We start from the raw sequence: 24957 nt of genomic DNA on the forward strand, positions 1-24957 counted from the left end.
ATGCATATTCCGATCAGGGCACATTCTGGTCAGGGCATATTCCGATCGCGGCAATCACAAATCCTTTGTTTCGAGCTCCTCTATCCCTATCGGCATTTGTTTCTTTTCTCCATAAAAAATAAGGTATAGCCCGACAAGGCTTGCAAGAAGGGAAATGATAATCAGATACCACATATGGAACATGGGAAAAACCGGTTGCATCAAATTAATCGCCCAGGGCGTCAAGCCACCGAAAACTGCATAGGCAATATTATAAGAAAAAGACAAACCGGAAAACCTTACCGTTGCCGGAAAACTACGAACAATCACATAAGCGACCGAGCCGACATAGCCGGCGAAAAAACCGAGAAAGGCCGAAAGCACAAAGAACAATGCCGTTGAATAACCAGCACAATGATAAAAAATGTAAGAAACGCCTGCAAAAACAATTCCGGAAAACGTAAAAAACTTGCCGCTACCGAAGCGGTCACACAAAAATCCTGCAACCGGCGTTCCAAGAATGAGAAAAAAACTGGTTATCGAATTGGCGGCAAGAGTGATATCACCTGAATAATAATAGGGCGCAGCTTTCATATAATTCGGCGTGAGCAAGGTACTAATCATAACCGTTGCAGATAAAGTCCAAGTCAAAAGAACAGCAACAACAACGCTTCCCAGATATTTCGTCAAAACCACTTTCAAAGGGATTTCTTTGGAAAGAGCTTTTTTCCTTTTCAATTCTTTGAATATTGGCGTTTCTTCCAGAAAGCGCCGGAGCCAGACAGCAACCAGCCCGAAAATTCCGCCAATGATGAAGGCAACCCGCCACCCCCAAAAATCGGTTACATTTTCAGGCCACGGCAAAACATTGTTATGAACAATGTGGTTGATTGCAAACGCGATAAAAGAACCGATCAGAATGCCAAGAGAAAGACCGGAGGTAAGAACACCGGTTGAAAGCCCGACATGACGTTCCGGAACATGTTCGGCCACAAATGTCCACGCCCCGGGAACCTCGCCGCCGACTGCCAACCCCTGCATCATCCGGCAGGCCAAAAGAATAAGCGGAGAAAGAATACCGAAATGGTTATGAGTCGGCACGAAAGCCATGCCCAAGGTTGCAAGCGACATTAAAAGAACCGAGAAAGTAAAAATACGCTTGCGGCCGAGTTTATCGCCAAGATGCGCCATGACGACTCCCCCGATGGGCCGCATCAGATAACCGGCGGCGAATATGCCATAGGTCCACGTTGTAGCGAGCCAAGGCGACATTTCCGACGGGAGAACCGTATGGGAAATTTCGGCTGTAAAGAACACAAATATAATGAAGTCATAGAACTCGAGTGCTCCCCCCAGAGAGGCAAGTCCCAAAGTGCGTATGTCATCACTATTCAAATTACGTGCAGACTTCATCTTTTTCCTGTTTTGCCGGCTTTATGAAAATAAACTACTCCCCGCCCTTGACCTTACCCTATAGGAACCCCTCATATTATAGTAAATAGTCAATAGGCAAAGGAATATAAAAATGTCTGATCAAAACACAAGCTTGTTCAAGGTAGAAGATATGACATGCGGGCATTGTGTAAAAACAATCACCAACGCAATCAAAGAAAAATATCCGTCTGCCGATGTCAATATCGAACTCGACAAACATCTCGTCAAAGTCAAAGGTGTGGCCGACAAGGCAAGTTTGGCTGACATTATGAAGGAAGAGGGCTACACGCCTCAAGCCTTGTAAAAATCAACAGAATTCTCTCTTCAAGCTGTCATGCTTGAAGAGAGCTTGTATCTGCGAGGCTTTCAATAACCTTGCATTCATGTATTTTATGGCCGCTGCATGGCTTTGTTATTCTCTCCAGCTCTTTTTCCAGAATTTTCAGGCGTGAAATTTTCATGCGCGTTTCTGCAAGTTGCTTTTGTGCAATCGTATCTGCTTCCCCGCATGGATCATCCGGATGTTTGGAAAGCGTTATAAGCTGGCGGATGGCTTCGATAGAAAAGCCGAGATTTCTAGCTCTTAAAATAAACAACAGACGCTTGTAATCAGCTTCGACATAACGGCGCTGATTTCCTTCTGTGCGCTCGGCCTCGTCTAGCAGGCCGATTTTCCCATAATAACGGATTGTTTCAATGTTACATCCGGTATGCTTTGAGAGTTCGCCGATTGAAAAATAGATTTTCTGCATTTTTCTCTTGAACCTGTAGTTACTATAGGAATTATATAGTTATTCGACAATGAATTCCACCGTCGGAAATGTCATTTTCGGGAATTTCAGTTCGCGGATTTCGAGAGTCAGATTTTCAAAAATGAAATTCGAAATTCTGCAATTTTGGTGTTGAAGTTTCCGTTACGTGACTGGAAGCCCGGAAGAGGAGAAACGAGCCATGGCTGAAGTCGAAAAGAAAACCGTTCCACATGCTCATAATCATCAAATAAATAACGATAATGCCGCAAAACCTGTTGAACAGAGCCAAGACATTGTTTCCCATTCTCCAATGGAGACCGCACAAAGTAGCAATAAGGTCGAATCGGTGTCCGAAGATGAAAAAGAACATCGTCATGAACATCACTCGCATGCCGGACATCATCATGACGACCACCATGAACATACTCATGATCATTGCTGTGGCGGTCATTGCCACGATCATTCCCATGAAGATGATGATGAAGATGAAGAAATCGTCGATGACGACCCGCGGTTAGAAGCGGGAAACGATTCTTTATGGCGCGTTGAAGGCATGGATTGCGCAGCCTGTGCAAGAACGATTACCACCGCTTTGGAGCGCATGTCGGGCGTAGAAAATGTCCATGTTTCGCTTACCAGAGAAAGACTGTCTTTAAAAGCGGATAAAAGCCGTGTGAGCCCGGAAGAGATAGAAAAGACAGTCGCATCGCTTGGCTATCGCCTGCATAAAATCGACAATGACCAGCCGCGTGAACAACAAGAAGAAAAATACTGGTATCAAACACAAAAAGGCCAAGCGGCTATCTTGTCCGGTGTTCTCCTTGCTCTTGCATATATTGCGTCGACTTTTTTACCACATTTGTCATTCTGGTTTTTTACAATTGCCGCTCTCGCTGCACTTCTTCCGGTTGCAAAACGGGCGTTTGCAGCATTGAAAAATGGCAGCCCCTTTACGATTGAAATGCTGATGACCATTGCGGCAATCGGTGCCATTTTCATTAATGCGACACAGGAAGCAGCTGTCGTTGTTTTTCTCTTTTGTGTCGGCGAAGTGCTTGAGGGGGTTGCAACGGGTCATGCCCGCGCAGGCATCAAATCACTAAGCAAGCTTGCTCCTAAAACCGCTTGGAAAGAAGTAGACGGCAAACTTGAAGAAGTCCCTGCCGACAGCCTTCGGATTTCAGATATTGTCCTTGCAAGACCGGGCGATCGTTTGCCAGCTGACGGCGTTGTTATCGAGGGAACCTCCGGTGTTGATGAATCGCCGATTACCGGTGAATCAATCCCCGTAACAAAAACAATCAACAGCAAGGTTTTTGCCGGTTCCATCAATAATGAATCGACATTGCGTATCCGTGTGGAAACAAAGCCTTCCGATAATACCATTGCACGCATCATTTCACTTGTCGAAGAAGCACAAGACGCGAAAGCGCCAACAGAACGGTTTATCGATGCTTTTTCTAAAATCTATATGCCGATTATCGTCGGTATCGCGATCCTCGTCGCCATCATCCCCCCTCTCTTCGATGGGCAATGGAGAGAATGGACCTATCGCGGATTGGCTCTATTATTGATCGGTTGTCCTTGTGCTCTTGTTATTTCTGTTCCGGCTGCAATTGCATCCGGACTTTCGACCGGCACCCGTCATGGTCTTCTTGTCAAGGGTGGGAACGTAGTCGAGACTTTATCGAAGGTTGATTGTATAACATTCGATAAAACCGGCACTTTGACCAAGGGCACACCTGTTGTCACAGATGTTGTTGCAACCGAATATTCTGAAAATGAATTATTGCAACTTGCCGTTGCTCTGGAACGGGAATCTAGCCACCCGCTTGCTGTTGCGATCATCACTGAAAGCGGAAAACGTAAAATAGAAGCCGTTTCGGTAAAAGATGTCAAAGCCGTTGCCGGTAAAGGCATTATTGCCGAGTGGAAAGGTAAACCGGTTTTTATCGGAGCCCCAAGATTTTCAAGCGATTACGGAATTATCGGCCAAACATTACAAAAAAGTGCTGAAAAATTCGAAAGCGAAGGAAAGACGGTCGTCGTTGTTCATCATGATGGTAAGGCAATCGGCGTTATTGCAATGCGTGACGAGCCTAGGGATGATGCTTTTGAAGCTTTAGAAGAACTCCGCCAGTTAAACATTGAAGCCGTTATGCTGACCGGTGACAATAAACAGACCGGAGAAGCCATTGCAAGAAAACTGGGTATTGCCGTCAAAGCCGAATTGATGCCGGGTATGAAAGTGGAAGCCATCAATGAACTTGGCACCAATCATATTGTTGCTATGGTGGGCGATGGTATCAATGACGCACCGGCACTTGCAGCCGCGAATGTGGGCATTGCTATGGGCTCGGGAACCGATGTGGCGTTGGAAACAGCCGATGCAGCCATATTGCGCAACCGTGTGAGCGATATACCGACACTTATTACGCTTGCCCGAACAACAATGTTGAATATCAAGGAAAATGTCGCCATAGCGCTCGGCTTGAAATTGATTTTTCTTTTGACAACAATTTTCGGCATTACAGGACTTTGGCTTGCTGTTATGGCCGATACCGGAGCGACTGTTCTGGTTACACTTAATGCATTAAGGCTTTTATTATTCAAAAAATAAAATGGCTCTTTCGAGCCATTTTTCCAAATCAAACTAATCAGACGATTATGCAGTCGACGGATTATTTTTTAAGTGCATTCAAGCGATCAAGAGCCGAACCGAAGCCATCAAGTTGCACAAAGAGATTATCCAGCGGCTGTTCATTATTACCGGCGGAAGTTGCTTTGACATTGAGTTGTTTACCAGCGCGTAAGGCTTGAGTTGACGTTTTGTCAAAGGCAACAGGAACAATGCAACCGACAGGCATACAGGTACGAACGCCTGTTTCAATAACCGCCTTGGTATCATCAACCTGAAGCTTTACCGGTTTGGAAACCAGAATGCCGAAAGGCACAACAATAACACCGGAAACATCCCCGTTATTATTTGTCGAAACATTCATGCTGATGACCGGCTGGTTCTGGTTGTTAACTTCCTGGCGAAGCAGAGCACAAGCTTTTTCACCGTTCTGTATGGCACAATTGACCGTCCATAGCCCATAGGTTTCAGTAAGCGACGAAGCACCATTCGGCAACGTTGCGGCATTGGGTCTGCCGCCCTTATCATTAGCGGCGACGGCTGATAAAGTAGAACAAAATAATCCAGCCACAAAAACAGAACTGAGCAAACGTTTCATAGTAAAATTCTTTCTGGAAGTATTTCCCCGATATTTGAAATTCAAAGACAATGTATAAAGGAACTGATGCGTTGAAACCAGAAAAATTTCAATCGTTTGACTGTATCAAGCAATAATATGCCGGAACTCGGCAACAACCTTTTCGTAAACAGCTTGTTTAAACGGCACCACCATCATCGGAAGAGCTTCCAAATCCACCCACTTCCATTGATCGAATTCTGCTGTATTGTTTGCCGGAGGCGGATTGATCGCAATTTCTTTGTCATCACCTGTAAAGCGGAATGCAAACCATTTTTGTGTTTGCCCTCGGTACTTGCCCTTCAACGCAATGCCAACAAGTTCCTCAGGCAAATCGTATGTAAGCCAGCCCCCGGTTTGCGCAATCAATTCTATCGAACGGACACCGGTTTCTTCGTAAAGTTCTCGTTTTGCCGCTTCGATAGGGTGTTCACCCTTGTCAATTCCCCCTTGCGGCATTTGCCATATTTTGGAAGCACCTTTGAGCTCGCTTAAACGGTTTGTAATTCGCCGTCCAGCCCATACTTGATTGTCTTTATTAAACAAGGCAATTCCAACGCACTTACGGTAAGGCAAATCTGTCTTGTTTTTTTGTTTATCCATATCGTTTTTTGTCATCTTTTATTACCAAATGTATTGCCATCCGAAATCATATCAAGATTCTATAACGCTTTGATCAGGCCTGCCACCCTTAAGTTATATTTGTCAAAATCGGAACCTTCCGTTTCAGATCTCTCCTTCAGAGGCAAGCTTCCAAAGTCCGATTTTGACAAATAAAAAGCGCGTTGAACGCGCTTTTTATTTTGTTCAATTCGGGACGCCTTTTTGCGGGTTCGGAGGAAAGGCAGCATTTGCCATTTCACCACGCAACAATTTATAGGCTTCATTAAGCTGGATATCGTCTTTCGGGTCTTTCGGAACAAAGGCGGCAGAGCCGGATCCCTTATCATCTTCCTGATTGCCCTTGATATGACCTTTTAACTCGGATTCGCCCAAATTGACGTCATAGCCCTTGTATTCGTCCGGTAATGGCTGATCTACTTTGATATCGGGCGTAATCCCCTTGCCCTGGATTGAAGAACCCGAAGGCGTGTAATAAAGCGCTGTCGTCAGACGAAGAGCACCGTTATCTCCAAGCGGAATAATTGTTTGTACCGAGCCTTTGCCAAAAGATTGCGTGCCAAGAATCGTTGCACGGCGGTGATCCTGCAAGGCGCCAGCGACGATTTCGGAAGCACTGGCCGACCCGCCATTGATGAGAACAATCAACGGCTTGCCATTGGATATGTCGCCCGGTTTTGCGTCAAAGCGCATGACTTCTGCCTGATCACGTCCACGCGTTGAAACAATTTCACCCTTATCTAGGAATGCATCCGATACACTGACAGCCTGATCCAGCAATCCACCCGGATTCAAACGCAGATCAAGGACATATCCCTTAAGCTTATCTGCCGGAATCTTCGACTGGATGTCTTTAATAGCTGCCTGCAAGTCATCATAGGTCTGTTCGGTAAACTGGATGAGACGTAAATAACCGATATCACCCTCGACACGATATTTGACGGCCTTGACCTTGATAATATCGCGAATAACAGTGATTTCGAGTGGTTTATCAACACCGTTACGGATGATTGTCAGTTTGATCGGCTTGCCAACTTCGCCGCGCATTTTGCTGACAGCATCATTCAAGGTCTGACCGCGCACCTGTTCGCCATCAATTTTGGATATCAGGTCACCAGCGAGAACGCCAGCTTTGGAAGCTGGCGTATCCTCCATTGGCGAAACAACCTTGATAAGGTCATTTTCCATTGTCACTTCAATACCCAATCCACCAAACTCGCCTTTGGTGGAAACCCGCATATCCTTTGCCTCTTCGGCATTCATATAGGATGAATGCGGATCAAGCGAAGTCAACATACCGTTGATAGCATTTTCAATCAGTTTTTTATCATCAGGCACTGTCACATATTGTGCCCGCACGCGTTCAAAAACATCACCAAAAATGGCAAGCTGCTTATAAGTGTCACCATCACTATTTGCTGCAAAAGATTGCATCATGATCATTGAACTTGCGCCCAATAATGCTCCGGCAGCCAAAACAGTCAATTTACGAATCATTCTGGTTCCTTCCCGACTTACCAGCTACCCACCACGGTGCCGGACTTACAGGTTTACCTTGTTTTCTGAACTCAATGTAAAGCATCGGAGTGCTTTTGCCTATATCCAAAGAAGCCGCACTAGCAACTTGTTGAATACCCATTGTACCAACCGGCTCACCTGAAAGCAAAAATTGGCCCTGGGTTACATTGATCTTGTCCATTCCGGCAAGCAATATATGATAATTCTGTCCTGTATCAAGGATTACCAACTCGCCATATGAACGAAATGGTCCGGCATAGGCAACCACTCCATCAGCGGGAGCTGTTACAATTGCTCCCGGTAGTGTTTCAACTGTATCACCAAGGGCTGCACCGTTATTGGCCCCGAATTTCTGAACGACCTTGCCCGCTGCCGGTAAAACAAGGCTACCTTTTTTTGCCTCGAAATCAAGATTTTGAAGAAGCCCCGCATTTTCGCTTGTAATGCCGGTGCTCGCAGTTTGCTGGCGCGATTGCCGCTCGAGTTCGGCAATCAGATCTTCAAGAGATTTTGCTTTTTCGGATAGTTCCGCGATATTTTTTCTTTGTGTGGTCAGTTCGCTTTCGGAAGTTTTTTGCAATTTTGCTTTTTCTTCAAGCAACAGGCTCAATCGTTTTTGTTGTTCGGCCTGCGACTGAACCTGATTTTTCATTTCTTCATGTTCGGTTTTAATTGAATTCTCGACAGCGGTCAGGTCTTTCAAGCTTGCCGAAAGTGCCAATGTTTTCTCGCGCATTTCCGGCACAAGCGTTCCTAAAAGTGCTGCACTGCGGACAGATTTTAACGCGTCATCCGGCTCGACAAGAATAGCCGGAGGCGGATTAAGTCCCATTCGTTCAAGAGCTGCAAGGACTTCAGCAAATTCGTTCTTTCGGCTATCGAGATTCTGCTTTACTTTCGACTTTTCATCAAGAAGGTCTTTTAACTTGTTCTCGCTTGCAGCAATTTTTTCGGAAGCTTCCCGTTCGTTCTTTGCGGCTTTAACAATTTCGGCTGTCAATGTTCGTTGATCTTTTTTCAAATTATCAACCTGACCTGCCAATTCAGCCATTTTCTGTCGTGATATCGTCATTGTCTGGCGAATATCTTCGAGTGCTTTGGCTGCCACCTGTCTATTTCCGTTTTCATCGCCGAAAGCGGGAAAAGCCGAATAGATCAAAGCACAAATCGTCACAGCTCCCGCAAATATATGCGAGATAAACTTTGCATCATGTCTGATGACAAAACTCACCATTTTTCCTGTTGAAGCCGTTTGACGTTTAAAACACAGTTTTAAACAGTTTCCCCCTAAGATGGAGTTAACAAACGCGTTTTTAATATTTTCAGAACGCCGTCACACGCGATGATAGGGATGACCACTCAAAATCGTTGCTGCGCGATAAAGCTGTTCGCTAAGCAAAATTCGTGCAATCTGGTGAGGCCATGTCATTGCACCGAATGACAGTAACAAATCGGCCCGTTTACGGACCTTTTCACAATGTCCGTCGGGACCACCCAAAGCAATAGTCAGATGTTTGCTGCTCTCGTCGCGAAATTTCTGTAACATCCGCGCGAAATGAACCGATGTTACCGATTTTCCGCGTTCATCGAGAACAATAAGACGGCTCCCCTCTTGCAAGGTGCCGAGAAGTTTCTCACCCTCGTCTTCCATCCTCTGATCGGCATTTTGTAGCCGACTTTCGACAATTTCATGAACATTTTGAAAGCTCAGCCCCAAGGAAGGTGCCAATTTTGAAAACCGGTCGAAATAACGGCTAACGAGTTCCTGCTCGGGGCCTTTTTTCATACGTCCAACGGCAAATACCGAAATCTGCACGTCAATTTTCTCCGACCTTAAGAGCAATACCGTTATTGTTGTTCGCCGTTCCCCACATCTTTTCGAGATTATAAAATTCCCGTGTTTCCGGCCGGAACAAGTGAACAATAATATCGCCGAGATCAATCAGCACCCAATCACATTCGCTCAAGCCTTCCACCCTGGTTTGACCTTTATTACAGTCTTTAAGGGCGTAGAGAAGATGATCAGCCAATGCCGAAACATGGCGCTGCGAACCGCCCGAAGCAATCACCATATAGTCTGCTAACGGGGAACGCCCGCGAAGGTCAATCGTGATAACATCCTGCGCCTTTGAATCATCAAGGCTCGAAAGAACGCGCTGCAAATTATTCTCGACAATCAAACCGGCATGATCGTCCGCTAAATTTTGTTGAAGGGCAGCGTCTTCGCCGATTTTATGCTTCTTTGATGTTTCTATAATTTTTTTCAGATTATTCACCTTTCAACCCGATATAAATTCTAATTTTTAACACCCGTTTCTTTGTTATGATGGTTACAGACTTACCGCTTTTTTTCAAGAAAAATCGGCATGTTTCCTGTTTTCCGTTGCTTTCACGTTCACGCACTCCTTTGCGTTTTTCTGCCTCAAGCCTGTGGAAGACGCGTAAGAGCGTCGGCCGTGGATATATCCCCAAGCGGGAGGTTTTTTATAAGGCAATGCAGCAACATCATATTCTTTAACACGGAATTTCCGGAATGTTTCCGCCATTGGTGAAAAAAGTGCCGACATTGAAGCTGACGGGCGGTCAATAATAGCGATCGGGATGGTGTTGACGATTTTTTTCCATTCCTGCCATTGATGAAATGTCGCAAGACTATCGGCCCCCATGACCCAAACGAAGCGGATATTTCGATGGTGAGCGAGTAAATAGGTAAGCGTTGTGATTGACGTATAGGATTTTATTGTTTGTTCAAAGCCGGTAATTTTTATTCGCGGATCGTCAACGAGTTCGGCACTCAGCCGCATTCTTTCATAAAGCGGCAAAAGTCCGCTTCTGTCTTTCAGAAGGTTACCAGGAGTTACCATCCACCATAATTCATCAAGTTTCAATCGACGAAGAGCAATTTTGGCAACCAGCAGATGCCCTTCATGAGGCGGGTTGAACGACCCCCCAAAAAGGCCTATCCGATTGCCGTTTTCGCAATGCGGCATTTTGTTTTCATATCGGAAAACATCATTCAAGGACGTATCTGCCCGTTACCGTTGACATGATATTGAAATGTCGTCAATTGTTCGACACCAATCGGGCCACGAGCATGCATTTTGCCGGTAGCAATGCCGATTTCACCTCCGAAACCGAACTCTCCACCATCCGCAAATTGTGTCGACGCATTGTGCATAAGAATGGCTGAATCGAGACTTCTGAAAAAGAGGTCGACCGCCTTTTTATCTTCGGCAATAATCGATTCTGTGTGGTGGGAAGAATAGTGATTGATGTGATTGATTGCGCCCTCTACACCATTGACTGTCTTTATCGATACAATGGCGTCAAGATATTCGGTCGACCAGTCTGCGTCGGTGGCAAGCTTGGCACCCGGAATTTTATCGACAAGATCTTCACTTGCACGAATTTCACAACCGGCTTGTTGAAGTGCAATAAGAACCGGAATGATCTTATCGGCAATTGCTTTGTCGATAAGAATAGTTTCCACTGCACCGCATATCCCCGTGCGTCGCAATTTGGCATTGATAATTATCTTTTTTGCCATGTCGAGATTGGCAGATTTATCAACATAGATATGGCACAAACCTTCAAGGTGGGAGAAAACGGGAACACGTGCTTCCTTTTGCACACGCGCGACTAAACTTTTGCCGCCTCTTGGAACAATAACGTCGATATTGCCATCGAGGCCGGTGAGCAATTCACCCACCGCATCACGATCAACTGTGTCGACAAACTGGATAGACTGTTCCGGTAAACCGGCAAACTTCAAGCCTTCAACCATTGCTTCATGAATTGCTTTGGACGACAAAAAGCTGTCAGAGCCACCGCGAAGAATAACAGCATTGCCAGCTTTCAGACATAAAGCGCCCGCATCGGCAGTCACATTGGGCCGGCTTTCATAAATGACACCTATAACGCCAAGCGGCGTGCGAACGCGCTGGATTTGTAATCCGTTCGGGCGTTTCCATTCACTCATAATTTCGCCTACGGGGTCAGGAAGACCGGCAATTATATGAACGGCATCGGCTATCGATGAAATTCGTTTCTCATCAAGCAGCAGACGGTCAACAAGAGCAGCACTCATACCATTCTTTTTGGCTTTTTCTATATCTTTGGCATTGGCCGACAATATATCATCTTTACGCTCGCGAATATTTTCGGCGATCGCTTCAAGTGCTTGTGTCTTCTTAAGCGAGGGGGCAAGCGCCAATGTCCGGGCAGCCAAACGGGCATTTTTTCCCATTTTCAAAAGATTGTCGTGCAAACCAGCCATGAAACATTTTCCTTTTAAACCACCACGTGCCGGCAGTTAGCCACATCGCATCCGATAACTCAATATATATTATAACTCTACCGACCGCTAAGCTTAAGGAACGATATTTATAACGCAAGCATAACAAAAATTATTGATAATAAATGATAGCTAACTCCGCAAAACCATGTCATTGCGATGGACCATTGCAGATCTTGGTTCATAGCCGAGAACAGCTTCGATCTCGGAATTTTTCAATCCGATAATACGATCGGCCTCATCCCGATCATAACTGACCAATCCCCTTGCGATTTCAATGTTACCCTTGTCAACAATCGCCACAGTATCACCATGGTGAAAATCACCATCAAGGGCAACAACACCGGCTGCAAGAAGAGATTTTCCTCTTTTCAATGCACGCACTGCCCCCTCGTCTATCGTCAATGTACCTGATGGATCAAGCTGACCGGATATCCACGTTTTCCAAGCACTTACAGGCTTTTCGCTCGCTGCAAAAAAGCTTGTCCTTTCTCCTTGATCAATTGCGGCCAACGGGTGGAGGCGCTTACCCGACGTTATAATCATTGCCGTTCCGGATTGATTGGCAATTTTGCCTGCTTCAAGTTTTGTTTTCATTCCCCCACGCGATAATTCGGAGGCGGCAAGACCCGCCATTTTTTCAATAGCGGGATTGATCGACCGGATATAGGGAATGAATACCGAATGATCGTCAAGATGCGGCGGTGCAGAATAAAGGCCATCAATATCGGATAACAGAATAAGGAGATCTGCTCCCATCATTGTTGCAACGCGTGCTGCCAGACGATCATTATCGCCATAACGGATTTCGCCGGTTGCAACCGTGTCGTTCTCGTTAACGACAGGAACTGCACCAAAATGAAGTAACGTATTGATTGTTGCCCTTGCATTGAGATAATGGCGGCGCTCTTCTGTATCAACAAGTGTCAGCAGAATTTGGCCGGTCATTACGCCATGTTTTAACAATTGGGCTCCATAGGCTTTGGCAAGTTCGATCTGGCCGATTGCCGCACATGCCTGACTTTGCTCAAGTTTGAGAGAACCCGACGGTAGTTTCAAGAGCGTGCGTCCCAAGGCAATAGCACCGGATGATACCAGAAGCACCTCCACGCCTTTTTTCTCCAATGCGGCGACGTCGTTAATCAGGCTTTCAAGCCATTCAACTTTAAGACCGTGTTTGCGATCAACAAGGAGAGCCGAGCCGATTTTGACAACAATACGTTTATATTGATCAAGTTTTTTTAATTCCTGCACCATGAATGCCTATTCTCCGGCTTCCTTCGCGGCTTTCTCTTTGCGACTTTCTTCGATAATTCGGGCAATGGAACGCAAAGTTTCCTCTATTCCTGCGTGCGTCACTGCTGACAAAAGATGGACTTTTTTCCCTGATATTTGTTCCAGTTGTTTTTGCTTTTCCTGCTTTTTTTCTTCGTCAAGAATATCAATCTGGCTTAAAGCAATGATTTCCGGTTTTTCAGAAAGCCCGTGACCATAGGCTTCCAATTCGTCACGGATGATCTGATAAGCTTTCGCTACATCTTCTTCCTGTGCAGAAACAAGATGCAAAAGAACCTGACAGCGTTCGACATGACCTAAAAACCGGTCGCCAATGCCAACGCCTTCATGGGCACCTTCTATAAGACCGGGGATGTCGGCAAGTACGAATTCACGCCCGTCAATACGAACCACGCCAAGATGGGGATGCAATGTGGTAAACGGATAATCGGCAATTTTAGGTTTTGCGGCTGTAACAGACGCAAGAAAAGTGGATTTTCCGGCATTCGGAAGGCCGACAAGTCCGCAATCGGCAATCAACTTCAAACGCAACCAAATTGTGCGCTCGATCCCTTCAAGTCCGGGATTGGCTCGACGAGGCGCGCGATTGGTTGACGTGGTAAAATGCAGATTGCCAAAACCTCCATTTCCGCCCTTTGCCAGACAAAATTTTTGCCCCGCCTCTGTCAAGTCACAGATAAGCGTTTCGTTGTCTTCTTCAAAAATTTGGGTACCAACCGGTACTCTCAATACGACATCCGCCCCTTTGGCACCCGTCATATTGCGCCCCATACCATGCGTACCGGTTTTGGCTTTGAAATGTTGCTGATAGCGGTAATCAATCAACGTATTCAAACTGTCGACCGCAACAGCCCATACATCACCGCCACGACCACCGTCACCGCCATCGGGCCCGCCGAATTCGAGAAACTTCTCGTGCCGGAAGGAAACTGCACCTGCCCCGCCATCTCCGGAACGGATATAGACTTTCGCCTGATCGAGAAATTTCATTTTTTATACTCTTCGTTGGTCTTTGCCTCTCTCATAGCGCAAAGTTCCAGACAAGGCTATAGAGATGGAAAGCGAAATAGTTTTACTGATTTTTGGCCCGATTTTAAAAAAAACAGCTTTGATAATGACACAAACTTTCGTTTGAAAGCTCGACTTTTTCGTGAAAATCATCCAACCAGCCGATCGATACGCTTTTGAACTTCAAACATATCCGGAAGAGCAAATATTCATCGTCTCCTCAACGGTTTTTCAACCAGCCACCGTCTTGGATACGATTTTAAAGAACAGTCCGAAATTGCGACGTTCTCTTGTCATTGCATGTGCTTTTATCGGTCACAAGTTTTTCAGCACATTCGATTTTCAGATTTTCGGCCCGAACTATAAAAACTATTATCAATCATACGGTTTTGTTAGGGGAAGTAACGACACCCCCCATCAGCCCTGTTCAAGCGTTTTTACCCTTGAAATCATAAGCCAACAAATAAAGCTCGACCGATTCCGCCCGACTTGCCGGAGGCTTGACGTGGTAAATCTTCTTGAAATTCTGCTTCAATATTGTCAGCAATTCATTTTCTGCGCCGCCCTGAAAGGTTTTAGCAAGAAAATGCCCACCCGGTTTCAAGACCGATACGGCAAAATCGGCAGCCACTTCGCAAAGATGGATCGTCCTGATATGATCGGTTTGCTTATGACCAATTGTCGGCGCAGCCATATCGGAAATTACGAGATCGGGCTTGGCTCCAAGAGCGTCCATCAGCTTTTCGGGTGCATCATCATCAAGAAAGTCCATTTCCAGCATTGTAACACCCGGCAAGGGATCCATATGAAGATAATCAATGCCAACGACAGAAGGATGGTCATTTGTAGAGCCAACAATTTTTGCCGCTACCTGACACCAGCCACCAGGGGCTGCACCAAGATCAATAATCTTCTGTCCTTTTTTTAAGAGATGATAGCGTTCATTGATTTCGATAAGCTTGTAAGCTGCACGGGAACGATATCCGTCTATTTTTGATTGATGCACATAAGGATCGTTGAGATGACGCTCAAGCCATCTGCGCGATGACGCCTTGATCGTTCCGGCTTTCTTTTTTACCCTTGTGTGGAGTTCATGAGTGCCTGCACCGCCTCTTCCACCAGCATGTGTTCCTGTTTTTTTTGTTGTCATAAACGCTCACTTTCACGATTTCTTGGCAGACCGAAACGTGCATTCATATGACGACGTTTTCTCCATGCACCATCACGTGACATCAATTCCGTCAATATCCCTTCCCGCAAACCACGATCAGCCACCCTCAACCGTTCGGACGGCCACTCTTCTCTTATGACATCAAGAATGGCGCAGCCGGCAAGCACCAGATCAGCCCTATCCTGTCCGATACACGGGTTGGCAATGCGTTCTTCAAGATTCCATGAAAGCAAACGTTTGGTCATGCGTTCGACATCATCATTATTAAGCCAAATTCCGTCAATCAAACGACGGTCATATTTGGCGAGTTCCAAATGAATGCCGGCGAGCGTTGTGACCGTCCCCGAAGTGCCCAGCAAATGGAAATGCGGACTTTTTGCCAATGCTCCAAGTTTCTTGCGCCCCTCGAAATGCATCAACAAATGACGGACATAATCCTTCATTTTTTCAAAAACATCGGCCGTCACATTTTCACCGCCAAAACGCTCGGCCAAAGTAATGACACCAACGGGTAACGACGTCCATGCAATAATATGTTCGGCAAGCCGTGGAGAGCGTTTTTTCGACCGGTCGATCAATACGATTTCTGACGACCCGCCCCCTATATCGAAGACAACTATCGCATCGGTATCATCTTCAACCAGTGTGCCACAGCCCGCAACCGCCAGACGTGCTTCTGTCTCGCGATCGATAATTTCAAGATCAATACCGGTTTCCCGTGCAGCCCGTTCAATAAAACGTTGACCGTTTTCGGCAGATCGGCAAGCTTCTGTTGCAATAAGCCGGCACCGTTTGATCTTTCTTTGATCAAGTTTTAGACGACAAACTTTGAGAGCCTCGATTGCCCGCTCCATCGCATTTTCGTTCAGACGCCCCGTACGCCCCAATCCTTCCCCCAGACGGACAATGCGCGAAAATGCATCGACAACGTGAAAATGACCTGGTTTAGTCGGCGCGGCTATCAACAAACGGCAATTATTTGTTCCCAAATCAAGTGCTGCATAAAGTGGCACTTTTTTCCAATAACCATGAATTGGATGTCCATGCCTTTTGAACTCGTCCGTAGAGCTTTGCTTTTCAACACCTTTTGGCCTCGTTCTGTTATCGTCGGAAATTGCCAAAACCGGCGTTGTACGTGAACGTTTTTTATTGCAACGGGATTTTTCAGGTCCAGCAGCTGCAGTCTGTTCGCCAGACGCGCGCAACTTCCCGTTCTGGCGCCTTTTGGCGCGCTTTTTCCTGAATGGGGGAACAGCTAAAGACCCTGTTAAAGGCGGTTCTCCGCCGCCATTTTCATGCCTTTCCAAGCGTTCATGCACACCTTTTGCATCATTTCCGCCCGGCTTCCCCCGCTCCGACCCTTCCGGATTGTCGATCAACGGAGTCATCATCATCTTTCCTTAAAAGCGCCATGGGGACATTTCCTCACAATGGACACTTCATTACCTATCGTTGTTTCTAATGTAACAGCGTTGACGGTTTTTACCAATAGCTGGAACCAAGCTTCTTCATTTTTTTGAAAAAAGCTTAAAAGTTAAAACGAAATCTTATCGAACGTTGAGCCGGAAATGCGACGCAACAGCCGAAATTTTTTGTCGGGAATTCAGCCAACAGATTGAACGCACCATGACAGGATTATTTTCTCAAGTTTAGGCTTGTATATTGAAATGGATATGCTAAAAGCCATGCTGTTCTCGCAAAAAGCAGAAATGCTGGGGAATAGTTTAACGGTAGAACTGCGGACTCTGACTCCGTCAGTCCTGGTTCGAATCCAGGTTCCCCAGCCAATATATCTCCTTGAAAAGGATTATAAAATTTACTTTCCGATTTTTTTGTGGTGAAAAAGTTAGACACTTTTTTCAGCATCAGTTAGACAATTTCTTATGTCGCTCATTCACCTCTCGTTCGAATTGTCGAACTACTTTACTAGCCTTTTTTGATCGGTTTGCGCGATTCGAATAGTGCTGAGCCATTGCCAAAGTTTTGCACCGTATGACATCCAACATATTCTATTTCCATTCCAGTGCACTAGCGTACCGCTTCAATCCCGCCTAAGCCTTTTTATTATGATTTTAAAAAATCCGATGCTTGCTTGATTTGCATCAAACGCATAGAGCCAAGCCTTAAATATCAAGACCGAATTCAAAGTCTTTAACAGCGTAAAAAGAGGTTGTTGATCTCGGTTTATTTTTCCGCAAATTCCGGCAGATTTTTATCACTTTAATTGAAATAAATTTTTAACCGGCCGCTTCCATACATCGGAAATTTTATGGTTGTAACATGTGATTTCACATAGCCAACTCATCTTTCAGTGGCAAAGAGCAGCACTTTCCTTGCTGTTTTTGATCTTCTGAACATCCGATATTTTGTATTTCAAACTTTATAAGCGGGTTTGTAACATTCAGTATTCGCTGCGTGAACTTTGCAATGAAGGCTTGATCAGGGATTTTTTCTCCCTAAAAGGCGAGAAAGCTCCAAGACAATGTCAGTAAACCCAGTTACACGAAATTAGCCATCTGTTTTTCTCAATCGAAACCCCCATCATTTTTATTTAACGGGGTGAATTGTCGCAGTTAAAAACTGCATCATTTACAGGAACAATAAAAAAATGATCTAGTCTTGCAGACTATCAGGTTGAAACACACATTTAATCAGAAGAACGAATACAGGAATTTTGAAAATGTCTGATGACGATAAAAATAAACATGTAAAAATAGTCGATGTCGAAAAACTCGACGAACAGGACGATGATAAAAATGGTCCCGTCGATACCGTCGACATTTTTGATGATGTTACAGGCGACGATGATGGTAAATTTCGTCCACGCAACAAGACAGCAGAAGATATAGAAAACCCGTTGAGTGACGAGGATAGAGATGTCGTAGGGGAAAATCTTTTTACCAGCGAGCCGGACGAAGATGAGCCGGAATGACCGGCTTCCATTTTAAACCGTAGATTTGGCCCGCATATTTTAGTTATTTGACGGGAGGTTGCTTTTAACCTCCTTTTATCCTCGTTTAACGACTTGTTCTTCTCTCAATGTCATCCGTCTGGACGTGAGTTGTTAAATCAGCCCTGAACGCGATTGAATATATGAACAGGCCGAAGTGCTCGTGCACTGACGTAACAAGATATTTTTCTCAATAACATTGATTATTTGTTCTTTGCTCAAAATCGGCTTGACGATTTCTCCATGTTCCAGAAAACAGAAATCATGATACAATAATTTTTATGATTTTTCGAAAAACAAAGCAAATATTTTACTTTGGTTGGAAAAATAGATTTCGCCGTAAATCGGGGAAAAAATAAATACAGGTTTTATGATCTATAGTTTTAATGCTTGTCTGCAGTCATGCGGGAATTTTGTGCAGCCAATTTTTCCAGAATTAGCAATAATTTGCCGACAGCAATTTTCACATCACCCGAATTATCTATGTAGCAATATTCAGCCCCGTCGGGCAATTGGATTGGAACATTTGCACGTTCTAGCCTTTCGGCAATATCTGATTTACTTTCTCTTTTACGATTGATGAGTCGTTCTTTCAGAATTTGCGCCGGAGCATTGATTTCAACGACGAGAACATGGTCGAATAGTTTTTTTGCCATTCCAAGACTATTTCGCGAGATATTGGCAATTACAATTTTCCCTTGTTTTACGTCATTCTCAATATCAGCGGGAAGGCCATAATAAATTCCATGCGCAAACCAGTGCATAGAGAATGCGCCCTGATCCAGAAGTTTCAGGAACTGTGCCACTGATACTTCTATATTGTCTTCGTTACCTAATTTTTTCGAATTTTCATCTTGTCGATTTTGTCGCGAGATACCGGATTGTCGCGTGATTATACGTCGGGTAAATAAAAAGTCCTCGTTATTTGCCAGAACCTCATGAACAACATTAATGACCGTGTCTTTTCCCGCCCCACTCGGTCCAACAATTGCAACGAACCAACCAACATTTTTCATCATAGACCAAATGTCCATATCAAGGAGACTCTTGTCTCCCGAATTCCTTCAATGGAAAGAACTCCTATTACTTTACAACTGTAGAGAAATAATTGCCATGTCATTTGGCAAAAACGCAAGCTTTGTAACGAGCAAAAATTATCGATCCCCCATCGATAACCTAACAATAATATTATATTCATATTTCTTATTTAAAAACAGATAATAACCGGAAGTCACCCGATATGAATAACAATTGATTGGCTAATAAGACACATGATACAAATGACAATGTCACGTTTTGTTTTAACTGTCGTTTGTCCCGCAAGAAGGGGCATCGTTGCCGCTATATCGACATTTTTGGCAAAAAATACATGTAACATTGTCAACAGTTCGCAATTTGATGATGCACTGTCGAAAAAATTCTTTTGTCGCGTCGGTTTTGATAGTGAAGGCGGGAAAGATATGCACGAGCTCGAAAAGGCATTTGAGCCGATTGCTCGTGAATTCTCTATGAACGCCAATTTTTTTGATACACAAGACCGCATGAAAGTTGTGATCATGGTATCAAAATTCGGCCATTGTTTGAACGATCTCATTTATCGCTGGAGAATAGGTGCGCTGCCAATTGATATAACGGGTGTTATCTCCAATCATCTTGATTATCAAAAACTCGTTGTCAATAATGACCTCCCCTTTTACCATATTCCGGTCAATAAAGACCGCAAACGCGAAGCCGAAGACCGTTTATTCGAAATCATTTCCGGAACCGGAACGGAGCTCGTTGTTCTTGCCCGCTATATGCAAATTTTGTCCGATCGGCTTTGCAAAGAAATGTCGGGAAAAATTATCAATATCCATCATTCATTCCTGCCAAGCTTCAAGGGGGCAAACCCGTATAAGCAAGCTTTTCAACGCGGTGTCAAAATTATCGGTGCCACCGCCCATTATGTGACAGCCGATCTTGATGAAGGACCAATTATTGAACAGGATGTTGTGCGTGTAACTCATGCACAAAACGCAGATGATTACGTTGCACTGGGGCGGGATGTCGAGGCGCAAGTTTTAGCACGCGCCATTCACGCTCATATCCATCATCGCGTTTTTATTAACGATAACCGCACGGTTGTCTTCCCCGCAACACCCGGGAGCTACGCTTCGGAACGGATGGGATAATCAATTTAGCACAACATCATGTAAATAGTTGTTTTCAACAACGCCAATTTTATATGAACGACAGCTTAAAGTTGCTGCTTTATTGCTTATTAGAAGCCAAAAGGCTAAGAAACCTTGACATTGGTGGCATATAAACAATTGAAAGTCCAGTTGAACTTCAACCTGGCAATTGATATATTGTTGTTCCGATTAGATTACGCTTTTGATGAACGTCTTAGTTATTTCAAAGTTAAAATAGGATTCTCGTTATACCAAGGGCGTTGGATTCTTTTATTTCCTGTTGATATTTGAAAATCATCAAGAATTCTTGCTTTTTTCTAAAAAAAAGAATATTATGCCAACTAGGCTTATGAGGAGCTTGAAACAGAACAAGAAAAATCATGAAGATTGGAGCTTGTTGATAGTTTTTGGAGAGTAATTATGCAACCGGTTGATGCTACATCAGGCACCCGTTCGTTGACGACCGTGCAAGTAGCGGTGCCATCAACGCAGACGGCTCGGACCGACTCGGTTGTGGAACAAATTCCTATTGTTGAACCGCGGCCGCATTATCCGATTTCTGCGAGTGTCGCTGAGATAATGGCTCACATTACAGAGCTTATAAAGGAACAACAAACAGCGTCTCAAGAAGCTTTACATCAGAAAAATCTTGATGAAGCTCGCGCCGAAATGGAGAAGCTTTTTGAAGCTGTTCAAGGCCAATCCGGTAATGGCTTGGATGGCAAGAAAACGGATGGCAGCACAACACGCTTGGATGTTGATGTTGTGGCGAAGGTTGATGATCAGAAAGCCAAGGTTCCTGAAGCTGGCGATAATAAAGTTACGCCGGAAGTTAAATCAGCTAATGATGGCAATGCTGACGGAACAAGCGATCAGGGATCTAGCGGCATTCAGGCAAAAGATGATTTTTCGCTAAGTGGTGGAAAGGTTGGCTCGAAAGGTAAAACCCATCTGCCGCATATATCCTTTGATGATAAAAGCGCAGATAAAAAGGCTACCGGTTTGAAAGCGGATGGATCCCAGAATCCAACCTCAACGGTTCAAGCGGATCGTGATACAGATCTTTCAACTGCTAATCCCGGAAGCTTCAAAATTGATACACAAGTTAGTGTGAACGGGATAAATCCCGATACTACTAAAGAAGATATCTAACCTCTCGAAACGGCGAGTTTTAACAATGCCAAGTGGAAATGGCTATTAATAGCTGTTTCCATTTTTTATGGCATTTAAATACCCATTCAGTGTTTTAATTGAGAGACATTATAAAGGACATAAGAGTTTTGCTGTTGCAGTTCTCAAACGTCGCAAAACTATCAAAAATTTTGTAAACACATCGGAGATGCATTTTTCCGGAACCTTCTATTATCTCGAACAAAATAAAATATATGAACGGACCCCTGTATCTTTGCAGCGAAAATAACTTTATTAAATATTGCTACGTTCTGAACGGAAAAGCATTACCTAATATATAATCGGGAAACGTATAAGACTGAGCCGAGTTCAGAAAAGTCCTATTAAAGGCAGTACCTTATCACTTCGTTCAACGTCCCAAAAAGTGCTGCCGCGTTATTATTTACTTTATATTTGCAAAAACTGCGAGATTAAAATCCCGATTCAATGCGGCCATAAACCAACTGGGTAAACGAATAAATTTGACTGCCTACAAACGAAGCGGTCAGAGCAAGCACAACAAAAATGACGACAATTTTAGGTATAAAAGTCAGCGTCATTTCCTGTATTTGTGTCAAAGCCTGAAACAGCGCGATAACAATGCCGATGGCCATAGCAGCACCAACAGCAGGACCGCTTGCAACCAGAACGGTCCACACTGCCGCCGTCATCATATCTACGGCATCGGCTTCATTCATTTTTTTCTAACCCCGATCAGATCAAGCCTGTGGCTTGTTATTCATCACAGTCACACCAGGCCCGATAAGAAGGTCTTTTCCGTTGTCCAGTTTAGCAATCAAACCGTCGCTGTAAATCGTGACAGATTGTGCCGTTCCTGCAGTCACAACGCCTTTTTCATCTGTAAATGAAAGATATTTTCCCACATACCCTTCGGCACGGGAAATCGGGCCATCAACCATAATATTGTTCAGTGACTTAGCCATTGTATCAAGTTTGGTGTTTGTCTGGGTTTGTTGTTCGACTGCCGAGAAGCTTGCCAATTGCGAAACAAATTCGGTTGAATCCATCGGCTTTGTAGGATCCTGATTCTTCATTTGCGCAATCAACAATTTGATAAATGTATTATAATCGGCATTAGGTGCTTTACCATCTGTGCTCGATGTAGCAGTCGTAGAACCGGTAGTCGTGCCGGTATTCGACGTTGAAGGTGTTTGCGTTCCGGTCGTTGGTGCAGCTGTTGTTGTAGGAGCAGCATTCGTACCTGTGGTTGCACTCTTATTATCGTCTGTTTTTGGTTCAGCCTGCGAGGCAAAACTCGATAAAGATGGTGAAGTCTTTCCGGCAGCGGTATTCGTTGCCGGAGTATATTTCATAAGGCTTGATGTGTTATTATCGACAGCACTTATGGTCATGAATTTTCTCCTAAAATTAGGCTGTTTTCTTTTCCTTTGCGGGGACGGGCTTTTTACCCATAATTGTGGCTTCCCGATCGAACAATCCACGAATGACTTTCAAGACTTCGAAAATTTTATCCTGTTCAGTCAAATCAATGCACTTGCGTAAACCTTCCAGAATGATCGGGTCGTTAAATGTGCGCAGCATCTTCCCCAGCATTTCAACGAAGATCATTACAGTTTTGTCGGCAGTATCTGGGTCGATCAACATGACCTGTGCAGCGAAATAAAGTTGCTTCAAAGGAGTATTTGTATCCTCTGCCTGCATGACATGGGCTTCAAGAAGGAAGGTTGCATCATTCAGAAGCTCCAATGTGACCTTGCGATCCGGCCGCAGCACCGCGCCGTTCAGATAGATTTTTTCATTAGGCCGCAATGTAATATGCATCGTTTTATCAGTCATTTTTACTTTTCTCCGGATTTGTAGCAAGACCGTCTCTGATGGATTCAGAGATTTCCACCAAAGTATCAAAATCTGCTGTTTCCCCATTCTCCAATCTCTGGATTTCCTTCAGAATAAAAAAACCAATGGAAATCAGAGAGGCTTTAAGGTCTGTCGGGAGTGCATTTTCCGCCAGCCCCAAATCTTCAATCAAAATAATCCACAATTTGCGCGTGAAGGCTACGGCTTCATACGCCTCACGGGTGCTTGGACCTGCCTTCTGGGCAGCACGTAGCATTTTAATACAGCGATCAAATAGAATACTTTCGCGCTCGCGAGCGCCCATTTGATCATCTTCCATTATATCTTCGTACCGCATCTGATACATCAAAAATTCCCCAGATTTTACATCCGTGTTATTTAATTTACGCCGAAAGGATTAAATTAAATATAATTTGCCAAAGTCATTTTGGCGATCCGAGCTGTCATATTGTAAGAAATCTGCAATACAGTTTGGAGTTGGACCAATTTTGCAGATGCTTCAGTAGCATCTGCCCCAATCATATCATTACGTGTCTGGTTCAATATACTTAACTGTGCATTGATATGGTCATTGGCATTGGTAACCCGATTTTGGGAGTTACCTAAATTGGACGCCGACGTTATAATCTCGTTAATCGCGCTTCCGGTCGACTTATTATCGGAAGAAGCCCTTGCACGATCGCCTACAACTTGCTGGGCAGCTGAAGAGAGCCCGATATTACCGAATTCGGCAACGAGAACCATATTTTTCATCGCATGACGAAAACCGGCATCATTGGCACTTGCTGAAATATCAACAGTTTCGCCGCTTGCAGATATGCGGTTCATGACCGCGCCATCTTTAGCGCGAGAGAAATTTGTCGACCAACTTGGTTCTTCAAACAACTTGTCAAATGGTCCATCAATAAAGGACTTCATTTGTTCATCTGTTATATTGGCAACCTGCGGGTCATCAAGATTGAAGCCGAAGTAATTTCTGAATGCATCCTGAACAATTTTGCTGCCGCCAGTATTGCTGCCTGCTTTGTAGTAATCGAAAGGTGGCTCGCTTGTATTTGATCCACCAAAAACATACTCGTTATTGTAGCTGGTGTTCATTGCCGAAACGAAAGAGTCGAGCGCTGTTTGAGCAGCAGACTGCATTGTTGCAGGCGTAGCTGAAACATTGTCGCCCACCAAAGCCTTGTTAAACTGGACAAGGCTGCCACCCGGTTTATCTTTTGTGCTCGCACCCACCAGACTTTGCAAAGCAGTTTGCGCCGAAGCCATACGCTGAGCGGCCAAATTATTGCTATCTTTCAAGCCCTGAAGTGTCGAAATCTGGTTCTCGTTATCAACAAAGCGACCTGTCTGCCGGCCAAGTTTCAAGCCCGGATCTCTAACCCTCTGTGTTGTTGATTCATAACTTGCTTCATTGATCTCGGATTGAGCTTGCGACACAATCGAGCGCTGCGAATTGTTCAAGACATAAGTAGAAATTGCGTTGATATTCATTTCACA

General features: G+C 44.6%; 25 protein-coding genes and 1 tRNA gene. 6 read left to right on the plus strand and 20 right to left on the minus strand.

Annotated elements, in window-relative coordinates; all coding sequences use genetic code 11:
- Positions 1–54: 54 nt before the first annotated feature.
- Positions 55–1392 (minus strand): MFS transporter, encoded by a 1338-nt coding sequence (locus tag H3V12_RS05880; protein ID WP_198213473.1) that lies wholly within the window; start codon positions 1390–1392, stop codon positions 55–57.
- A 112-nt stretch (positions 1393–1504) separates the two neighbouring features.
- On the opposite strand from H3V12_RS05880, the gene H3V12_RS05885 reads away from it, so the two are divergent.
- Positions 1505–1717, plus strand: coding sequence for a heavy-metal-associated domain-containing protein (locus H3V12_RS05885; RefSeq protein ID WP_075870258.1), 213 nt, complete (start codon positions 1505–1507; stop codon positions 1715–1717).
- 28 nt (positions 1718–1745) lie between these two features.
- On the opposite strand, the gene H3V12_RS05890 is transcribed toward H3V12_RS05885, so the two are convergent.
- A complete protein-coding gene (locus tag H3V12_RS05890; protein ID WP_075914915.1) occupies positions 1746–2165 on the minus strand; it encodes a helix-turn-helix domain-containing protein in 420 nt (139 codons plus the stop codon).
- Positions 2166–2364: 199 nt separating this feature from the next.
- On the opposite strand from H3V12_RS05890, the gene H3V12_RS05895 reads away from it, so the two are divergent.
- Positions 2365–4785 (plus strand): heavy metal translocating P-type ATPase, encoded by a 2421-nt coding sequence (locus tag H3V12_RS05895; RefSeq protein WP_246787488.1) that lies wholly within the window; start codon positions 2365–2367, stop codon positions 4783–4785.
- A gap of 61 nt (positions 4786–4846) precedes the next feature.
- Here H3V12_RS05895 and H3V12_RS05900 read toward each other — a convergent pair whose 3' ends face one another.
- The 12 genes from H3V12_RS05900 to H3V12_RS05955 form a co-directional block, all read right to left on the minus strand.
- Positions 4847–5401, minus strand: a complete 555-nt coding sequence (locus tag H3V12_RS05900) for an invasion associated locus B family protein (RefSeq protein WP_198213475.1) — start codon at positions 5399–5401, stop codon at positions 4847–4849.
- A gap of 105 nt (positions 5402–5506) precedes the next feature.
- Entirely contained in the window at positions 5507–6037 is a 531-nt protein-coding gene (locus tag H3V12_RS05905) for an RNA pyrophosphohydrolase (protein WP_246787489.1), read from the minus strand.
- Between the two features lie 189 nt (positions 6038–6226).
- On the minus strand, positions 6227–7537 hold the full coding sequence (locus H3V12_RS05910) for a S41 family peptidase (RefSeq protein WP_198213477.1): 1311 nt from the start codon (positions 7535–7537) through the stop codon (positions 6227–6229).
- On the minus strand, positions 7527–8792 hold the full coding sequence (locus tag H3V12_RS05915; RefSeq protein WP_198213479.1) for a peptidoglycan DD-metalloendopeptidase family protein: 1266 nt from the start codon (positions 8790–8792) through the stop codon (positions 7527–7529). Before H3V12_RS05915 ends, H3V12_RS05910 begins: the two co-directional genes overlap by 11 nt.
- A 99-nt stretch (positions 8793–8891) precedes the next feature.
- The gene (gene rlmH / locus H3V12_RS05920) at positions 8892–9374 is read right to left on the minus strand and encodes a 23S rRNA (pseudouridine(1915)-N(3))-methyltransferase RlmH (RefSeq protein WP_075914917.1); all 483 of its coding nucleotides are present in this window, start codon (positions 9372–9374) and stop codon (positions 8892–8894) included.
- A gap of 1 nt (position 9375) precedes the next feature.
- The gene (gene rsfS, locus H3V12_RS05925; protein WP_210326560.1) at positions 9376–9738 is read right to left on the minus strand and encodes a ribosome silencing factor; all 363 of its coding nucleotides are present in this window, start codon (positions 9736–9738) and stop codon (positions 9376–9378) included.
- A 171-nt stretch (positions 9739–9909) separates the two neighbouring features.
- Positions 9910–10548, minus strand: a complete 639-nt coding sequence (locus H3V12_RS05930) for a nicotinate-nucleotide adenylyltransferase (protein ID WP_198213481.1) — start codon at positions 10546–10548, stop codon at positions 9910–9912.
- A 26-nt stretch (positions 10549–10574) separates the two neighbouring features.
- Positions 10575–11834 carry a glutamate-5-semialdehyde dehydrogenase gene (locus H3V12_RS05935; protein ID WP_198213483.1) on the minus strand — a complete coding sequence of 420 codons (1260 nt, stop codon included), beginning with the start codon at positions 11832–11834 and terminating at the stop codon, positions 10575–10577.
- A 150-nt stretch (positions 11835–11984) separates the two neighbouring features.
- A complete protein-coding gene (gene proB, locus H3V12_RS05940; protein ID WP_198213485.1) occupies positions 11985–13109 on the minus strand; it encodes a glutamate 5-kinase in 1125 nt (374 codons plus the stop codon).
- A 6-nt stretch (positions 13110–13115) separates the two neighbouring features.
- Entirely contained in the window at positions 13116–14138 is a 1023-nt protein-coding gene (obgE, locus tag H3V12_RS05945) for a GTPase ObgE (RefSeq protein WP_198213487.1), read from the minus strand.
- A gap of 445 nt (positions 14139–14583) precedes the next feature.
- Entirely contained in the window at positions 14584–15306 is a 723-nt protein-coding gene (locus tag H3V12_RS05950; RefSeq protein ID WP_075870268.1) for an RlmE family RNA methyltransferase, read from the minus strand.
- Complete coding sequence (locus tag H3V12_RS05955; protein WP_198213489.1) at positions 15303–16721, minus strand: Ppx/GppA phosphatase family protein; 1419 nt, start codon at positions 16719–16721, stop codon at positions 15303–15305. The genes H3V12_RS05950 and H3V12_RS05955 overlap by 4 nt, the downstream gene beginning before the upstream one ends.
- Positions 16722–17040: 319 nt before the next feature.
- Here H3V12_RS05955 and H3V12_RS05960 point away from each other — a divergent pair.
- Together H3V12_RS05960 and H3V12_RS05965 are read left to right on the plus strand one after the other, a co-directional pair.
- Positions 17041–17114, plus strand: a tRNA-Gln gene (locus H3V12_RS05960).
- A gap of 893 nt (positions 17115–18007) precedes the next feature.
- Complete coding sequence (locus H3V12_RS05965; RefSeq protein ID WP_198213491.1) at positions 18008–18259, plus strand: hypothetical protein; 252 nt, start codon at positions 18008–18010, stop codon at positions 18257–18259.
- Positions 18260–18660: 401 nt separating this feature from the next.
- Here H3V12_RS05965 and phnN read toward each other — a convergent pair whose 3' ends face one another.
- Positions 18661–19296, minus strand: coding sequence for a phosphonate metabolism protein/1,5-bisphosphokinase (PRPP-forming) PhnN (phnN, locus tag H3V12_RS05970; RefSeq protein ID WP_198213493.1), 636 nt, complete (start codon positions 19294–19296; stop codon positions 18661–18663).
- Positions 19297–19563: 267 nt separating this feature from the next.
- On the opposite strand from phnN, the gene purU reads away from it, so the two are divergent.
- Both purU and H3V12_RS05980 read left to right on the plus strand, forming a co-directional pair.
- Complete coding sequence (gene purU / locus H3V12_RS05975; RefSeq protein WP_198213872.1) at positions 19564–20448, plus strand: formyltetrahydrofolate deformylase; 885 nt, start codon at positions 19564–19566, stop codon at positions 20446–20448.
- Between the two features lie 420 nt (positions 20449–20868).
- On the plus strand, positions 20869–21600 hold the full coding sequence (locus H3V12_RS05980) for a hypothetical protein (RefSeq protein WP_198213495.1): 732 nt from the start codon (positions 20869–20871) through the stop codon (positions 21598–21600).
- A gap of 449 nt (positions 21601–22049) precedes the next feature.
- Here the strand turns inward: H3V12_RS05980 and fliQ are convergent, their stop codons facing one another.
- From fliQ to H3V12_RS06005, 5 genes are read right to left on the minus strand one after another with little or no spacing between them, the layout of a single operon-like run.
- The gene (gene fliQ, locus H3V12_RS05985; RefSeq protein WP_075870273.1) at positions 22050–22316 is read right to left on the minus strand and encodes a flagellar biosynthesis protein FliQ; all 267 of its coding nucleotides are present in this window, start codon (positions 22314–22316) and stop codon (positions 22050–22052) included.
- Between the two features lie 21 nt (positions 22317–22337).
- On the minus strand, positions 22338–22991 hold the full coding sequence (flgD, locus tag H3V12_RS05990) for a flagellar hook assembly protein FlgD (protein ID WP_246787490.1): 654 nt from the start codon (positions 22989–22991) through the stop codon (positions 22338–22340).
- 16 nt (positions 22992–23007) lie between these two features.
- Positions 23008–23436, minus strand: a complete 429-nt coding sequence (flbT, locus tag H3V12_RS05995) for a flagellar biosynthesis repressor FlbT (protein WP_246787491.1) — start codon at positions 23434–23436, stop codon at positions 23008–23010.
- Positions 23429–23803, minus strand: coding sequence for a flagellar biosynthesis regulator FlaF (flaF, locus tag H3V12_RS06000; RefSeq protein ID WP_075870274.1), 375 nt, complete (start codon positions 23801–23803; stop codon positions 23429–23431). Before flaF ends, flbT begins: the two co-directional genes overlap by 8 nt.
- A gap of 56 nt (positions 23804–23859) precedes the next feature.
- Positions 23860–24951 carry a flagellar hook-associated family protein gene (locus tag H3V12_RS06005; protein WP_198213497.1) on the minus strand — a complete coding sequence of 364 codons (1092 nt, stop codon included), beginning with the start codon at positions 24949–24951 and terminating at the stop codon, positions 23860–23862.
- Positions 24952–24957 lie beyond the last annotated feature (6 nt).

The organism is Bartonella sp. W8167 (assembly GCF_016100335.1).
Classification (GTDB): domain Bacteria; phylum Pseudomonadota; class Alphaproteobacteria; order Rhizobiales; family Rhizobiaceae; genus Bartonella; species Bartonella apis.

Coding starts and splice junctions, on each gene's coding strand:
- phnN (WP_198213493.1), bottom strand. CDS start 19,296: ATGATGAAAAATGTTGGTTGGTTCGTTGCAATTGTTGGACCGAGTGGG.
- H3V12_RS05910 (WP_198213477.1), bottom strand. CDS start 7,537: ATGATTCGTAAATTGACTGTTTTGGCTGCCGGAGCATTATTGGGCGCA.
- H3V12_RS05955 (WP_198213489.1), bottom strand. CDS start 16,721: ATGATGATGACTCCGTTGATCGACAATCCGGAAGGGTCGGAGCGGGGG.
- fliQ (WP_075870273.1), bottom strand. CDS start 22,316: ATGAATGAAGCCGATGCCGTAGATATGATGACGGCGGCAGTGTGGACC.
- H3V12_RS05950 (WP_075870268.1), bottom strand. CDS start 15,306: ATGACAACAAAAAAAACAGGAACACATGCTGGTGGAAGAGGCGGTGCA.
- H3V12_RS05895 (WP_246787488.1), top strand. CDS start 2,365: ATGGCTGAAGTCGAAAAGAAAACCGTTCCACATGCTCATAATCATCAA.
- H3V12_RS05965 (WP_198213491.1), top strand. CDS start 18,008: ATGTCTGATGACGATAAAAATAAACATGTAAAAATAGTCGATGTCGAA.
- H3V12_RS05935 (WP_198213483.1), bottom strand. CDS start 11,834: ATGGCTGGTTTGCACGACAATCTTTTGAAAATGGGAAAAAATGCCCGT.
- flbT (WP_246787491.1), bottom strand. CDS start 23,436: ATGACTGATAAAACGATGCATATTACATTGCGGCCTAATGAAAAAATC.
- H3V12_RS06005 (WP_198213497.1), bottom strand. CDS start 24,951: ATGAATATCAACGCAATTTCTACTTATGTCTTGAACAATTCGCAGCGC.
- H3V12_RS05885 (WP_075870258.1), top strand. CDS start 1,505: ATGTCTGATCAAAACACAAGCTTGTTCAAGGTAGAAGATATGACATGC.
- purU (WP_198213872.1), top strand. CDS start 19,564: ATGTCACGTTTTGTTTTAACTGTCGTTTGTCCCGCAAGAAGGGGCATC.
- H3V12_RS05905 (WP_246787489.1), bottom strand. CDS start 6,037: ATGACAAAAAACGATATGGATAAACAAAAAAACAAGACAGATTTGCCT.
- flgD (WP_246787490.1), bottom strand. CDS start 22,991: ATGACCATAAGTGCTGTCGATAATAACACATCAAGCCTTATGAAATAT.
- obgE (WP_198213487.1), bottom strand. CDS start 14,138: ATGAAATTTCTCGATCAGGCGAAAGTCTATATCCGTTCCGGAGATGGC.
- H3V12_RS05930 (WP_198213481.1), bottom strand. CDS start 10,548: ATGCCGCATTGCGAAAACGGCAATCGGATAGGCCTTTTTGGGGGGTCG.
- proB (WP_198213485.1), bottom strand. CDS start 13,109: ATGGTGCAGGAATTAAAAAAACTTGATCAATATAAACGTATTGTTGTC.
- H3V12_RS05915 (WP_198213479.1), bottom strand. CDS start 8,792: ATGGTGAGTTTTGTCATCAGACATGATGCAAAGTTTATCTCGCATATA.
- flaF (WP_075870274.1), bottom strand. CDS start 23,803: ATGTATCAGATGCGGTACGAAGATATAATGGAAGATGATCAAATGGGC.
- H3V12_RS05890 (WP_075914915.1), bottom strand. CDS start 2,165: ATGCAGAAAATCTATTTTTCAATCGGCGAACTCTCAAAGCATACCGGA.
- H3V12_RS05980 (WP_198213495.1), top strand. CDS start 20,869: ATGCAACCGGTTGATGCTACATCAGGCACCCGTTCGTTGACGACCGTG.
- H3V12_RS05900 (WP_198213475.1), bottom strand. CDS start 5,401: ATGAAACGTTTGCTCAGTTCTGTTTTTGTGGCTGGATTATTTTGTTCT.
- H3V12_RS05880 (WP_198213473.1), bottom strand. CDS start 1,392: ATGAAGTCTGCACGTAATTTGAATAGTGATGACATACGCACTTTGGGA.